This window comes from Tessaracoccus flavescens (assembly GCF_001998865.1).
GTDB classification, from domain to species: Bacteria; Actinomycetota; Actinomycetes; order Propionibacteriales; family Propionibacteriaceae; genus Arachnia; species Arachnia flavescens.
In genome coordinates, this window is record NZ_CP019607.1 from 412,908 (window position 1) to 427,408 (window position 14,501).

13 protein-coding genes and 1 tRNA gene are annotated in these 14,501 nt (G+C 67.2%); 4 read left to right on the forward strand and 10 right to left on the reverse strand.

The annotated features are described in order from the left end of the window. Window positions 1-278: 278 nt before the first annotated feature. On the reverse strand, window positions 279-1,718 hold the full coding sequence (gene rpsA / locus BW733_RS02015) for a 30S ribosomal protein S1 (RefSeq protein ID WP_077352641.1): 1,440 nt from the start codon (window positions 1,716-1,718) through the stop codon (window positions 279-281). A 205-nt stretch (window positions 1,719-1,923) separates the two neighbouring features. On the opposite strand from rpsA, the gene BW733_RS02020 reads away from it, so the two are divergent. Further along, a complete protein-coding gene (locus BW733_RS02020) occupies window positions 1,924-3,198 on the forward strand; it encodes an integrase catalytic domain-containing protein (RefSeq protein WP_202970180.1) in 1,275 nt (424 codons plus the stop codon). Between the two features lie 90 nt (window positions 3,199-3,288). Continuing rightward, window positions 3,289-4,050 carry a class F sortase gene (locus tag BW733_RS02025; RefSeq protein WP_077347439.1) on the forward strand — a complete coding sequence of 254 codons (762 nt, stop codon included), beginning with the start codon at window positions 3,289-3,291 and terminating at the stop codon, window positions 4,048-4,050. 71 nt (window positions 4,051-4,121) lie between these two features. Here the strand turns inward: BW733_RS02025 and polA are convergent, their stop codons facing one another. Continuing rightward, complete coding sequence (gene polA, locus BW733_RS02030; RefSeq protein ID WP_077347441.1) at window positions 4,122-6,839, reverse strand: DNA polymerase I; 2,718 nt, start codon at window positions 6,837-6,839, stop codon at window positions 4,122-4,124. Here polA and BW733_RS02035 point away from each other — a divergent pair. Further along, complete coding sequence (locus tag BW733_RS02035) at window positions 6,838-7,245, forward strand: PaaI family thioesterase (RefSeq protein WP_077347443.1); 408 nt, start codon at window positions 6,838-6,840, stop codon at window positions 7,243-7,245. The genes polA and BW733_RS02035 overlap by 2 nt on opposite strands. 62 nt (window positions 7,246-7,307) lie before the next feature. Here BW733_RS02035 and BW733_RS02040 read toward each other — a convergent pair whose 3' ends face one another. After that, the gene (locus BW733_RS02040; RefSeq protein WP_077347445.1) at window positions 7,308-7,886 is read right to left on the reverse strand and encodes an ANTAR domain-containing response regulator; all 579 of its coding nucleotides are present in this window, start codon (window positions 7,884-7,886) and stop codon (window positions 7,308-7,310) included. A 133-nt stretch (window positions 7,887-8,019) separates the two neighbouring features. On the opposite strand from BW733_RS02040, the gene BW733_RS02045 reads away from it, so the two are divergent. Then, window positions 8,020-8,102: transfer RNA gene (locus BW733_RS02045), tRNA-Leu, on the forward strand. Between the two features lie 93 nt (window positions 8,103-8,195). Here BW733_RS02045 and pyk read toward each other — a convergent pair. From pyk to ftsZ, 7 genes are all read right to left on the reverse strand, one after another. After that, window positions 8,196-9,623, reverse strand: coding sequence for a pyruvate kinase (gene pyk / locus BW733_RS02050; protein ID WP_077347447.1), 1,428 nt, complete (start codon window positions 9,621-9,623; stop codon window positions 8,196-8,198). Window positions 9,624-9,676: 53 nt separating this feature from the next. Next, window positions 9,677-10,594, reverse strand: coding sequence for an RluA family pseudouridine synthase (locus BW733_RS02055; protein ID WP_077347449.1), 918 nt, complete (start codon window positions 10,592-10,594; stop codon window positions 9,677-9,679). Next, entirely contained in the window at window positions 10,591-11,100 is a 510-nt protein-coding gene (lspA, locus tag BW733_RS02060; RefSeq protein WP_161490105.1) for a signal peptidase II, read from the reverse strand. The genes BW733_RS02055 and lspA overlap by 4 nt, the downstream gene beginning before the upstream one ends. A 2-nt stretch (window positions 11,101-11,102) precedes the next feature. Next, window positions 11,103-11,531: a TraR/DksA family transcriptional regulator gene (locus BW733_RS02065; RefSeq protein WP_077347453.1), complete on the reverse strand. Its 429-nt coding sequence runs from the start codon at window positions 11,529-11,531 to the stop codon at window positions 11,103-11,105. Window positions 11,532-11,650: 119 nt separating this feature from the next. Further along, on the reverse strand, window positions 11,651-12,607 hold the full coding sequence (locus BW733_RS02070) for a DivIVA domain-containing protein (RefSeq protein ID WP_077347455.1): 957 nt from the start codon (window positions 12,605-12,607) through the stop codon (window positions 11,651-11,653). Window positions 12,608-12,720: 113 nt separating this feature from the next. Next, window positions 12,721-13,197, reverse strand: a complete 477-nt coding sequence (locus BW733_RS02075; protein ID WP_077352643.1) for a cell division protein SepF — start codon at window positions 13,195-13,197, stop codon at window positions 12,721-12,723. Between the two features lie 81 nt (window positions 13,198-13,278). Next, window positions 13,279-14,427, reverse strand: coding sequence for a cell division protein FtsZ (ftsZ, locus tag BW733_RS02080; protein ID WP_077347457.1), 1,149 nt, complete (start codon window positions 14,425-14,427; stop codon window positions 13,279-13,281). Window positions 14,428-14,501 lie beyond the last annotated feature (74 nt).

Here is a 14,501-nt window from a genome sequence, read left to right on the forward strand (position 1 = left end):
GGTCGCCGGACTCCCCGGTGCCAGTCCGCCGCCACCCGATCGCAGCGCTGTCGAAGCCGACCATCTCCTCGACGAACCAGGACTCGATGCCCCGCCGATCCGCGGCGAACGCATCGAGTGCGTCGTAGCGCCAGTACGCGGTGAGCTCAGGATCTGCCGGGGATTGTATCTTCAGCAGACAATACCCTCAGGCCCCTGCCATCGGCCCACCGGGTCGGGGCAGAGCGCGAGGGGCGCCGATCCTCAGCGGATCGACGCCCCTCGCGGGTGACGCTTGGTCAGTTGTTGCCGGCGAGCTTGTCGCGCAGGGCCTGCAGCGACTCGTCCGACGCCAGCGAACCCTCGGTGGAGGACTCGGTGGTGTAGCCGGTGCCTGTGTCGACCGCGAGCTCGCGCTCGTTGGTCTCGGCCGACTCGACCTGGCGCTTGTGGGCTTCCCACAGGGCCTGGGCCTGGGCGTACTGGGCCTCCCAAGCAGCGCGCTGCTCGTCGAAGCCTTCCTTCCACTCGTTGGTTTCCGGATCGAAGCCCTCGGGGTAGATGTAGTTGCCCTGGTCGTCGTAGGACGCCTGCATGCCGTACAGCAGCGGATCGAAGTCGTCGGCGGTCACGTCGACACCCTCGTTGGCCTGCTTGAGCGACAGGGAGACACGACGGCGATCGAGATCGATGTCGATGACCTTGACCATGCGCTCGTCGCCAACCGAGACAACCTGCTCGGGGATCTCGACGTGACGCTCGGCGAGCTCGGACACGTGGACAAGGCCCTCGATGCCCTCGCCGACGCGGACGAACGCGCCGAAGGGGACGAGCTTGGTGACCTTGCCTGGCACGATCTGGCCGATCTGGTGCAGACGGGCGAAGGTCTGCCACGGATCTTCCTGGGTGGCCTTCAGCGACAGGGAGACGCGCTCGCGCTCCATGTCGACCTCGAGCACCTCGACGGTGACCGGGGTGCCGACCTCGACAACCTCGCTCGGGTGGTCGATGTGCTTCCAGCTGAGCTCCGAGACGTGCACGAGGCCGTCGACGCCGCCGAGATCGACAAAGGCGCCGAAGTTGACGATCGAGGACACGACACCCTTGCGGATCTGGCCCTTCTGGAGCTGGGTGAGGAACGTGTGGCGAACCTCGGACTGGGTCTGCTCGAGCCAGGCGCGACGCGAGAGGACCACGTTGTTGCGGTTCTTGTCGAGCTCGATGATCTTCGCCTCGAGCTCCATGCCGACGTAGGGCTGGAGGTCGCGGACGCGGCGCATCTCGACCAGGGAGGCGGGCAGGAAGCCACGCAGGCCGATGTCAACGATGAGGCCACCCTTGACCACCTCGATGACAGAGCCGGTGACGACGCCGTCTTCTTCCTTGATCTTCTCGATCGTGCCCCAGGCACGCTCGTACTGAGCACGCTTCTTGGACAGGATCAGACGCCCTTCCTTGTCCTCCTTCTGCTGGACGAGGGCCTCGATCTCATCGCCGACCTGGACGACCTCGAAAGGGTCCACGTCGTGCTTGATCGACAGTTCCTTGGAAGGGATGACGCCTTCGGTCTTGTAACCGATGTCGAGCAGGACCTCGTCCCGGTCGACCTTGACGACGGTGCCGGAGACGATGTCTCCGTCATTGAAGTACTTGATGGTGGCGTCAACCGCGGCCAGAAAGGCCTCAGGCGAGCCAAAGTCGTCGACTGCGACAGTCGAGGCCTCAGTAGTGGAGGTCATGTAGTAGGGCTCCGAATAAAGCTGGATCGCACTCTGGCCCGTCAGCACTGCCTGCTCCGTCCGAGTCAGTGCAGGCCATAGCGCCGTCCCAGCCTACCCGCCACGGGCGCACGAGGCAACCCGGCGAGTTGACTCACGCTAGATGCCCGCGTAGGTCGATTCGTTGACTCATCTCAACATGCCCGCGTAGCGGCACGCTACGAGGATGGAGTTGACGATGGCCCAGCGCAAAGCGATCACCACGGCCCAGGCGAAGGCATGGACGAAGGCGACCAAGGCGGAGAAGGCCGCGATTCTGGACGCGGTGGTCCAGGTCACCGGCTGGCATCGCGATCATGCCCGCAAGATGCTGCGCCGCGCCGCGACCGGTCAGATGCCCGGGCCCCGCAAACCCCGAGAGGCGATCAGGCGCTACGACACACACGTCACCGAAGCATTGGTGCGGTGCTGGGCCATGCTCGACGGGATCGCCTCGAAACGTCTCGCAGCCGCCTTGCCACGGTTGCTGGCCGCGCTGGAACGCCTCGACCGACTCGACATGAGCGTCGAGGTCCGTGACCAGCTCCTGGCCATGTCACCGGCCACCATGGACCGGCACCTGCAGCCCTACCGCACCGGACTGATCGCTGCCAAAGGCATCGCCCACACCAAACCCGGCTCGTTGTTGAAGTCCTCGATTCCGCTCAAGACCTGGGCCGAGTGGAACGACACCGAACCCGGGTTCATCGAGATCGACCTGGTCGGCCACGAAGGCGGCGACAACAACGGCACCTTCCACTACAGCCTCAACGCCACCGACATCGCCACCGGCTGGACCGAAACCTGCACCGTGCGCTCCAAAGGCGAACGCATCGTCGCCGCTGGCCTCGACCAACTCATCGGCCGGTTCCCGTTCCTGATCCTGGGAATCCACTCCGACAACGGATCCGAGTTCATCAACCACCACCTCTCCCGCTACTGCAACCTGCGCCAGATCACCTTCACCCGCGGCCGGCCCTCCCACTCCAACGACCAAGCCCACATCGAGCAAAAGAACTGGTCGATCGTGCGCCGCGCCGTCGGCTACTGGCGCTACGACACCGCCCGCGAACTTGACCTCCTCAACCACCTCTGGCCCGCCTGGAACACCCGAAACAACCTGCTGATGCCCAGCCAGAAACTGATCTCGAAAACCCGCACCGGCGCGAAAGTCACCAAACGCCACGACACCGCCACCACACCAGCCGACCGGCTCCTTCGCGACCACCCCGACACGCTCACCCCAGCCGAGCACGCTGCCCTCCACGACCGCCTCGACACCGTCGACCCCATCGAACTCGGCGACCAGATCGCTGTGATCCAAGGCAACCTGCTCGACCTCGCCAAACGCCGCGGAGCCGTCCAGCGACGCGCGAAACGCAACCACGTCTACCTCTCCCGCACCAAAATCACGCGGGCATCTTCAGATGAGGCAACGACTCAAACCAAGCGGGCATCTTGACATGAGGCAACGGGCCCGGTCCGTCCAGCGCGGGCGCGGGGCGGTCCCTGCACATTAGGAATGGCCGTGACGCCCGTTTATGCTGGCCGGGTGAGCCATGCCGCAGTTGAACCCAGAAACAACCGTACCCGGCTGATCATCCTCGTGGTGGCCATCCTGGTCGTGATCGCTGTGATCATCTTCGCGCTGACCCGCCCTGAGCAGCCGACCACCACCGATCCGGTCCCCCCGGTCGAGACGGCTTCCGCCGAGAACCTGGCGTCCCCGTTGAAGACGATCGGTTCCCCTGCGTCGCTCAGCTCGGCCTCGGCGACCCCTTCGGCAGCGCCCTCAAGCGCCGCTGCCGACGCACGCCTTGCCAACTGCACCGCTGTCACCGAGGGGTTCACCCCTGACCGCTACACCATCGAGCGGTTCAACGTGGACGAGGAGATCGTCGCCCTCAACCTCGACGCGGACGGCAACATCGCCGCTCCCCCGTTGGACGAGGCGAGGATGGCGTCCTGGTGGAGTGGCGGCCCGCAGCCCGGAGCCGACCGCGGCAAGGCCGTGCTCAGCATCCACACCTACCGCACGGGCAAGGCGCTCGGCAACGAGCTGTACGCCGACGGCCAGTCCCGGTTCCAGCCCGGGGACGTGATCAAGCTCTACGGCGACGAGGGCCAGGTCCAGTGCTACGAGTACACCGACGCCGAGAAGATCTTCGTCGATGACTACGAGGACGACTCGACCGTGATGGTGGACTTCGAGGGCGACCCCGCCCTGACCATCGTGATCTGCTGGGACTTCGACTCCTCGACGGAGATCTGGGAGTCGCGCGTGTTCTTCCACTTCACGCCGGTCACCGTCTGACCGGTTCCCCCTGACGGCCCGCGGCCGGTCACTTCCCACCCGGAAGTGACCGGCCGCGGCCGCCTGTGCGCTCAGTGCGCTGCGGACTCCCAGGTGGGGCCGACCCCGACGGAGACGCTGAGCGGGACGGCGAGATCGAAGGCCCCGCCCATCTCCCGCTCCACCAGGTCGGCGAGTTGTTCGCGCTCCCCCGGGGCCACCTCGAACACGAGCTCGTCATGGACCTGCAGCAGCACCCGGCTCTTCAGACCCGCCTTGGTGAGTGCCTCGCCCACGTTGATCATGGCCACCTTGATCACGTCGGCCGCCGAGCCCTGGATCGGCGAGTTCAGCGCTGCGCGCTCAGCCATCTCCCTGCGCTGCCGGTTCGTGGTCGTCAGGTCGGGCAGGTAGCGGCGGCGGCCGAGCATGGTCTCCGTGTATCCGCGACGCCGCGCCTCGGCCACGACGCCCGCCAGGTAGTCGTGCACTCCCCCGACCCGGCCGAAGTAGTCGTCCATCAGTTCGCGCGCCTCACCGACCGAGATCTTGAGCTGGTTCGACAGGCCGAAGGCGCTGAGCCCGTAGGCGAGGCCGTAATTCATCGCCTTGATCTTCGCGCGCATCTCGCCCGTCACGTCCTCCGGCTCGACGGCGAACACCAGCGAGGCCATCTCCCCGTGGAAGTCGCGCCCCGAGGCGAAGGCCTCGATCAGGCCGGCGTCACCGCTGGCATGGGCCATGATGCGCATCTCGATCTGGGAGTAGTCCGCCGACATCAGCGACTCGTACCCCTCCCCCGGGATGAAGGCGGAACGGATCTGGCGCCCGACCGACGTGCGAATCGGGATGTTCTGCAGATTCGGGTCGGTCGACGACAGGCGCCCAGTGGCCGCGATGGTCTGCACGTAGGTGGTGTGCACGCGCCCGTCCGGCGCGACGGCTGCGAGCAGCCCGTCGACGGTCTGCCGCAGCCGGATCGCGTCGCGGTGCTCAAGGAGGTGGCGCAGGAACGGGTGCTCCGTCCGTGCGAACAGGTTCTCCAAGGCCTCGGCGTCCGTGGTGTAGCCGGACTTCGTCTTGCGCGTCTTCGGCATCTCCAGCTCGTCGAACAGCACCCCCTGCAGCTGTTTCGGCGAGCCGAGGTTCACCTCATGGCCGAGGACGTCGTAGGCGGCCTGCTGGGCGGTGCCGACCGCGCGGTCGAACTCGTCGCGCAGCCCCTCGAGGCGGCCGAGATCGACGGCGATGCCCACCCGTTCCATGCCCGCCAGCTGGCGCTGCAGGGGCAGCTCGACGTCGGTCATCAGCTTTGCCGCGCCCCGCTCGTCGAGCTGCGCAGCGAGGGCCTCCGCCAGGTCGTAGACGGCCCGGGCGCGAAGCAGCGCGGCGTCGGCCGCCTCGTCCGGTTCGTCCTCGAAGCTGAACGCCGCCTGGGCGTCGTCGTCGGCCGGGGCCGTCGCAGCGCTGAGGTCACGGTGGAGGTAGCGCACCGCGAGGTCGCCGAGATCGTAGGTGCGCTGGTCGGGTCGCAGCAGGTACGCGGCGAGCAGCGTGTCCTGCTCGACGCCGCGCAGGTCCCAGCCGCGGGCCCAGCACGCAAGCGTCGGGCCCTTCGACTCGTGGATCAGCTTCGTCCGGCCGGGATCGCCCAGCCATCGCGCGAGGGCCGCATCGTCGTCGGGGGTCAGCTCGGCCGTGTCGACATAGGCCCCGGTGCCGTCCGCGGACGCGAAGGCGATGCCGGTGACGTCGCCGGTTCCGCTGCCCCAGGATCCGACGAACTCGACGGCGGTGCGCTGCGCCGCATGCTCGTCCAGCCACGGCGCCAGCTCACCCTGGGCGAGGCGACGGCCTTCGACCTCGAAGCTCTCGGTCACGACCGGCTCGGCGGGGGCGAGCTCCAGCAGGCGTTCGCGCAACACGCGGAACTCGAGCGCGTCGAAGAGGGTGTGCACCTTCTCACGGTCCCAGTCGTGGCGCGCGGTGCCGTCGAGGGTCAGCTCCAACTCAAGATCGCGGACGAGGGCGTTGAGCTTACGGTTGCGCACGACCGAGTCGAGGTGGGTGCGGAAGGACTCGCCTGCCTTGCCCGGCACCTGCTCGGCGCGGGCGACCAGGTTCTCGAGCCCGTCGAACTGGGTGAGCCACTTGGCAGCGGTCTTCGGCCCGACGCCAGGGACGCCCGGCAGGTTGTCGCTCGTCTCGCCGACCAGCGCCGCGACCTCCGGGTAGCGCGCGGGCGGGACGAGGTACTTCTCCTCGACGGCCTCCGGCGTCATCCTGGCCAGGTCGGAGACGCCCTTGCGTGGGTAGAGCACGGTGACGCGCTCGTTGACCAGCTGCATGGCGTCGCGGTCACCGGTGACGATGAACACGTCATAGCCCTCGGCGGCCGCCTGCGTCGACATGGTGGCGATCAGGTCGTCGGCCTCGTAGCCCGGCAGCTCGAAGTGCTCGATCTTCAGCGCGTCGAGCACCTCCTTGATCAGCTGCACCTGCCCCTTGAACTCGTCCGGCGACTTGGATCGGTTGGCCTTGTACTCGGGGTACTCGTCGGTGCGGAACGACTCGCGCGCCACGTCGAAGGCGACGGCGAGATGGGTGGGCTGTTCGTCACGCAGCACGTTGATCAGCATCGAGGTGAAGCCGAACACGGCATTGGTGTGCTGCCCCGTACTTGTCGAGAAGTTCTCCACCGGGAGGGCGAAGAAGGCACGGTAGGCCACCGAGTGGCCGTCGATCAGCAGCAGCTTGCGGGCGTCATTCACACCGGCGAGCCTACCGAATGTGGCAGAGTTGCCGGTCATGAACGATCTGCCTGAGTGGGCCGTCGACCTCGTGTCCCCGCTCGACCGGAAGCTCGGCCTCGTGATCACGGAGATGTCCGCGGAACGGACCGTCGGGAGCATGCCGGTGGAGGGGAACGAGCAGCCGATGGGTCTCCTCCACGGGGGCGCCTCCGCCGTCATGGTCGAGACCCTCGGCTCCTTCGCCGCGATGGCGCACGGCTGGCCTGAGCGCGCGGGCGTCGGCGTCGACCTCAACATCACGCATCTGCGGTCCGCGCGCAGCGGGCGGGTCACCGGCACCGCGACCGCGGTCCATCTCGGCCGCAATGTGGTCACCTACCAGGTCGACATCGTCGACGATGCAGGCCGGCTGACCGCGACGGGTCGGCTCACCTGCCAGATGATCTCGGTGCCGCGGCACTGACCGACGCGAAGAACGCCGCGCCCCGGAGGGGGCACGGCGTTCGCGGCTGGTTGAACCGTTGGTTACTTCTTCTTGTGGCTGATGACGCCCTCGGCGACGTCGCGCATCGACTTGCGCATGTCCATCGCCGTCTTCTGGATCCACCGGAAGGCCTCGGGCTCAGTCAGGCCGAGGTCCTGCTGCAGGATGCCCTTCGCCTGATCGATGGTCTTGCGGGACTCGAAACGGTCCTCGAGGCTCGCGAGCTCCTCCTCGATGGCGGTGATCTCCTGGAAGCGCCCCATCGCGATCTCGATGGCGGGCACCACGTCCGAGGCGCCGAACGGCTTGACCACGTAGGCCATCGCCCCGGCGTCACGGGCGCGCTCGACCAGGTCACGCTGGCTGAAGGCGGTCAGCATGACGATCGGCGCGATGCGCTCCTCGGCGATGATCTCTGCGGCGCTGATGCCGTCCATCTTCGGCATCTTGACGTCCATGATGACCAGGTCGGGGTCGAGCTCGCGGGCGAGCTTGACGGCCTCTTCACCGTCCCCGGCCTCGCCGACGACGTCATATCCCTCCTCAGTGAGGAGCTCAACGAGATCGAGACGGATCAGCGCCTCGTCCTCGGCGACGATCACAGTAGGCTTCTTGTTCATTCTTATAGGCACTTTTCCCTCGCCTCCGGGAGGCGAGCTTCGCTGGTCAACCTGCGGAAATACTACCCGCACTCGGCAGATTTTGCCCACTGTGCGTCATTTCCCCGATATCGCTAGAATGTGCGAGGTTCCTGCCCGGGTGGCGGAACGGTATACGCGGACGGCTCAAACCCGTCTGGCCGAAAGGCCTTAGGGGTTCGAATCCCCTCCCGGGCACGACGACACATCGCTCACCGTCAGCGAGCGTTTGGCTGGACTAAGACAGAGGCCGGGGCACCTGATCGGGTGCCCCGGCCTCTGTGCGTCAACTCACCGCTCTTCGAGCTGATCCTTGATCTTGTGGACGCGCAGGTTGTTCGTCTTGCCAGGAACACCCATCGGGGAGCCGGAGACGATGACGATGCGCTCGCCGCCCTCGATCATGCCGCGGTCACGCAGGTGGTGGTCGACGGCCTCGACCATGTCCTCCTGCAGGTTGAACTCGGGCGTGATCTGCGTGTCGACACCCCACGTGAGGGTCAGCGTCTGGCGCGTGGAGCGCTCAGGCGAGAAGACCAGCATCGGGATGGGCGAACGCAGACGCGCCAGGCGGCGGGCGGTGTCACCCGACTTGGTGAACGCCACCAGGTACCGGGCTCCTATGCGCTCGGCGACCTCGGCGGCCGCCTTTGCGAGGATGCCGCCCGTGGTGTGCGGGTCCCAGTCGATGGTGTGGATCTCGGCGTGGCCCTCGCGCTCGGTCTTCTCGACGATGCGGGCCATGGTGGAGACCGTCTCGACCGGGAAGTCACCGACGGAGGTCTCGCCCGAGAGCATGACCGCGTCGGCGCCGTCGAGGATGGCGTTGGCGACGTCGGAGACCTCGGCGCGGGTCGGGCGCGGGTTCGAGATCATCGACTCGAGCATCTGGGTGGCCACGATCACCGGCTTGGCCCACTTGCGGGCGGCGCGGACGATGCGCTTCTGGACCAGCGGCACATCTTCGAGGGGCAGCTCGACGCCCAGGTCACCACGGGCGACCATTAACGCGTCGAACGCGTCGATGATCTCCTGCAGGTTGGCGATCGCCTGCGGCTTCTCCAGCTTGGCGATGACGGGGAGGCGACGGCCTTCCTCGTCCATGATCTCGTGAACTCGCTTGATGTCGTCAGCCGAGCGCACGAAGGACAGGGCGATCATGTCGACGTCCTGGCCGAGCGCCCAGCGGAGGTCGCGCTCGTCCTTGTCGGAGAGGGCGGGCACCGAGACGGCGACGCCGGGCAGGTTGATGCCCTTGTTGTTGGAGACGGGGCCGGGGACGGTGACCTCGCAGATCACGTCGGTGTCGGTCACCTCGACAGCACGGAGGCCGACCTTGCCGTCGTCGATCAGGATCTGATCGCCGGGCTTCACGTCGCCCGGGAGGCCCTTGTAGGTGGTGGAGCAGCGCTCCTTGTCGCCGAGGATGTCTTCGACGGTGATGGTGAACCGGGCGCCGGTCTCCAGGAAGACCTTCTGGTCGTCCACGAAGCGGCCCAGGCGGATCTTCGGGCCCTGCAGGTCTGCGAACAGGCCCACGGTCTTGCCCGTGATCTCGGAGGCGGCACGCACGTTCTTGACGCGGTTGCCGTGCTCGTTGTAGTCGCCGTGGCTCATGTTGAGGCGCGCGACATTCATGCCGGCGTTCAGGAGTTCGACGAGGCGGTCAACTGTCTCGGCCGACGGGCCGAGGGTACAAACGATCTTTGCTCTACGCACGGCCCATACCCTACCCGACCAGACGGGATCGCCCCAGAGGGGTCACCCTCTGTTCACCTGCCGTCGCGGATCTGCTCCAACGCAAGGGCGAGGTCGTCCGGGTAGGGAGAGCTGAATTTCACGTATTCACCCGTGGTGGGGTGGATGAACCCGAGCTCGACGGCGTGGAGCCACTGGCGCACCAGCCCGAGGCGCTGCGCCAGCGTCGGATCGCTTCCGTAGAGCGGATCTCCGACGCACGGATGGCCGATGGCCGACATGTGCACGCGGATCTGATGGGTCCTGCCCGTCTCCAGGTGGATTTCGAGCAGCGTCGCTGCGCGATGCGCCTCGAGGGTCTCGTAGTGGGTGACCGAGTGGCGTCCGCCCTCGATCACGGCCATCTTCCAGTCGGCGCCGGGGTGGCGGGCGATGGGCGCCTCGATGGTGCCGGAGAAGGGGTCCGGGTGGCCCTGTACGAGCGCGTGGTACGTCTTGTCGACCGTCCGGTCGCGGAAGGCCTGCTTGAGCACCGAGTAGGCGACCTCGGACTTCGCGACCACCATGAGGCCGCTGGTTCCGACGTCGAGGCGCTGCACGACGCCCTGCCGCTCCGCCGCACCGGAGGTGGTGACGGCGACGCCTGCGGCAGCGAGATGCTGGGTGATCGACGGGCCTTCCCAGCCGAGGCTCGGATGGGCCGCGACCCCGACCGGTTTGTCGACGACGACCAGATCGGCGTCCTCGTAGACGATACGCACGCCGTCGGCCAGTTCGGCCGTGACGGGCTGCGGGGCGGCCTCCTCGACGAGTTCGAGCAGCTCTCCCCCTGCGACCCGCTGCGAGCCTTTCGAGACGGCGGATCCGCCGAGCAGCAGCTGCCCCGCGTCGATGAAGGTATCGATCCTCGACCTGCTGTAGCCCGAGACCCGTGCGGCAGCTGCGTCCACCCGCTCACCCGCGAGGGCGTCGGGCACGATGAAGAGGCTCACGGGGCCTTCTCCCCCGCTCCCTCGGCCTCGTCCTTGTCCGGGTCGCCTCGGAAGCTGTTGATGATGATGATCGCGGCCGCGAAGGTGATGCACATGTCCGCGACGTTGAAGATCGCGAAGTTCGGCAGCTGGAACATGTCGACGACGTGGCCGTGCAGCGCGGCGGGCGGCTGGAAGATCCGGTCGATCAGGTTTCCTGCGATGCCTGCCATCAGCAGGCCGAGGGCGATCGCGTGCCACAGCCTCGTGATCCTCGGCAGCGCGTAGAACAGGCAGGCGAGCAGCGCGACGATCGCGAAACAGCTGAACACGATCGTGAAGTTGGAACCCATGCCGAAGGCGGCGCCTGGATTGAAGATGAGATTCAGCTTGAGCAGTGACCCGATCAGCTCGACGGGCTGGCCCGGCGTGAGGTAGGCCACCGACGACCACTTGACCACCTGGTCGAGCGCAAGGCCGAAGAGGGCGAGGCCGCCGGCGATCAGGCCGACGCCGCGGCGGCGCACGCTCAGCGTCGTTCCTCGCGCTGCTTGCAGGTGACGCAGAGCGTTGCCCGCGGGAAGACCTGCAGGCGTCCCTTGCCGATCGGCTGGCCGCACACCTCACAGAGCCCGTACTCGCCGTCGTCGAAGCGGGTGATCGCCAGACGGAGCTGCTCGGCCATCTCACGCACGTTCTGCACGAGCGATACCTCCTGGTCGCGCTCGAAGTTGCTGGAGCCCACATCGGCCGGGTCGCGGCCTGCACCGTCGGTGCCGCCCTTCAGGAGCGACTCCAGTTCGGCCTCGGTGGTGGCGATGCGACGCTCGAGACGCTCCAACTCGTCCTGGAGTTCGGCGCGCTGTTCAGCGACCTCCTCCTCGGTCCAGGGGTCTTCCCCTTCGAGTACGGGGAGAACCACCGGGGTCTTTGCGGCGGCTTTCTTCGACGTCGGCATTGGCCTGCTCTTTCTCGGGAGTGCACAGGGTTGACTGTGCGGGAAGGCTACACCACAATCGGCGCAATGCAAGCGGCCGACACCCGAAGGTGTCGGCCGCCGTACGAAGTGGCGTTTGACTACGCGTTATCCCCACTTGCCAGCGCGTCGAGACGCGGCGTGTCGGAACGGTTCTGCGCCAGTTCCGGGACATCGCCGGGCTCGGGACGGTCGTCCTTGATGGACGCGAGGAGCCGCTGCAGGGAACCCGTGAGGTTCTCGCGGTAGTTGTTCTCGAAGCCGCGCAGGGCATCGACCTTGCTCGTCAGCTCGCCCTGCTCCCGCTCGAGGTCGGAGAAGAGCTCACGGCGCCGCTCGCTGGCCTGCGCGTCGACTGCGGCCGCACGCTGCTCGGCCTGGGCGGTCATCTGCTCGGCGTTGACCCGGGCCTCGGACTCGACGCGCTCGGCCTTGGTGCGGGCGTCGGTCTTGATCTCGCTCGCGCGCTGCTCCGCCTCGGCGATCTTGCGCTCGGCCTCTGCCTGGGCCTCGTTGACGAGCGTGGTGGCCTGGTCGGTCGCCATCTGCAGCAGGCGGGTGACGGCCGGTGCGGCGTCCTCGCTAGCGGTGACGGTGATGTGCTCGCCGCCTCCGACGGCGGCAGCCGTGGTGACGCGTTCGGAGCGGGCCTGGTCGAACTCGTTGCGGACCTGGTCGAGCTGGCTGCGCAGCGAGTCGTTCTCTGCCGACAGCTCGCGGATCCGGCTCTCGGAGGCCTGCTGGGCGGCGTTGGTGTCGCCGGCCTGGGAGATGACCGCGTTCAGGCGGTCGACCTCTGCGCGCAGCGAGGCGATCTCACGGTCCTTGTCCGCGACGGCCCTACGCAGTTGCGAGTCGTCACCGACCGCAGGCTGAACGCTGGTCGTCTGCACCGACTCGAGCTCGCGGCGCATGCGCTCGCGCTCCTTGTCGAACTCGTCGAAGGTCAGCTCCACCTTGTCGATGAACGTGTCGACGTCGCCGACCTGATAGCCGGACTCGCCGCGACGCGTCATGCGGAAGCGGATTTGACGGACCTCATCCAGGGTCAAGCTCATGTTTGCTCTCCAAGATCATCGAAAGTACTGACCGTGTGGCCGATTCCTCACACAGTAGCCTAGCCGCAAGTTGCATCGCCAAAACTTCAGGAACCGCTTGAGGGTTTGCCCGTTCAGCTCTGGTTGAAGAAGCCACCCGAGGCGATGCGCTCCTTGTCCTCCGGCCCGACCACCAGGTTCTGGGGGCAGAGCAGGAAGACCTTCGAGCTCACGCGCTCGATGTTGCCGCGCATGCCGAAGATCAGTCCGGCGGCGAAGTCGACCAGGCGCTTGTCCTCGCCGTCCTCCATGTCGGACAGGTTCATGATGACGGGGATGCCGTCGCGGAAGTTCTCGCCGATCACGCGGGCCTCGTTGTACGAGCGCGGCCGGACGGAGACGATGCGGCTCAGGTCGGCCACCTCCTTCTCGGCGACCGGAGTCAACTGCGTGGGGCGACGCGCTGGAAGCTGCGACACCTTGCTCGGCTCATCGTCGACATAGACATCGCTGGTGAGCTCCTCACCCTCGGCATCCCGTTGGTCGTCGTCAACGTAGCGCCCGTCCTCGACGAGCCCCATCCATGCAGCAAGCTTGCGAACGCCCACGATGCCTCCTTGGGTTGGAATTCTGTCCAAAAGGCTATCGCGCCGTGTGCCGGGTTGTCGGATGCGACGCTCCGACGCGCCGGATCACTTCATGAAATCAGGCACGTCCAGATCGTCGTCGTCGTCCACGGGCCGCGGCGCGGGGCGCGGGGCGCTCGGTCGCTGGCCGGGCATCGGGCTGGCCTGCGGGGCCTGCTGGCTGGTCACCGGCGGGTTCGTCGGCCGCGGCTGAGCAGGCGGACGGGTTTCGGCCGGCCGCACCTGCGGCTGGCGGCGCTGGGGCTGGCCGCCGTCGAAGCCGGCGGCGATGACCGTGACGCGCACCTCGTCGCCGAGGGCGTCGTCGATGACGGTGCCGAAGATGATGTTGGCCTCGTCGTGCGCGGCCTCCTCGATCAGCTGCGCGGCGGCGGAGACCTCGAACAGACCGAGGTCGGAGCCGCCGGCGATCGAGAGCAGGACGCCGTGGGCGCCGTCGATGCTTGCCTCGAGCAGCGGCGACGAGATCGCCATCTCGGCCGCGGCGCGGGCACGGTCCTCGCCGCGCGCCGAGCCGATGCCCATCAGCGCGGATCCGGCCTGGCTCATGATGGACTTCACGTCGGCGAAGTCGAGGTTGATCAGGCCGGGCGTGGTGATCAGGTCGGTGATGCCGGAGACGCCCTGCATCAGCACCTGGTCGGCCTGCTTGAACGCGTCGAGGATGGCGACCTGGTGGTCGGTCATCTGGAGCAACTTGTCGTTGGGGATGACGATGAGGGTGTCGACCTCTTCGCGCAGCGATTCGATGCCGGTCTCGGCCTGAGTCGAACGGCGGCGGCCCTCGAAGGAGAACGGGCGGGTGACGACGCCGATGGTCAGCGCGCCGAGCGAGCGGGCGATCTTCGCCACGATCGGGGCGGCGCCGGTACCGGTGCCGCCTCCCTCGCCTGCGGTGACGAAGACCATGTCGGCACCCTTGAGGGCCTCCTCGATCTCGTCGGAGTGGTCCTCGGCGGCCTGGCGGCCCTTCGACGGGTCGGCGCCTGCGCCGAGGCCGCGGGTCAGTTCGCGGCCGATGTCGAGCTTGACGTCTGCGTCACTCATCAGGAGCGCCTGCGCATCGGTGTTGACCGCGATGAATTCGACGCCGCGGAGTCCGGCCTCGATCATGCGGTTGACCGCGTTGACACCGCCGCCGCCGACACCGACGACCTTGATCACCGCGAGGTAGTTCTGAGATGCGCTAGCCATGGAGTGAAGGCTATGTGAGCTTTCGGGCCCAGGTCCAACGGCACGACCGAATCGGGCGCGATTGACCTCAAGTT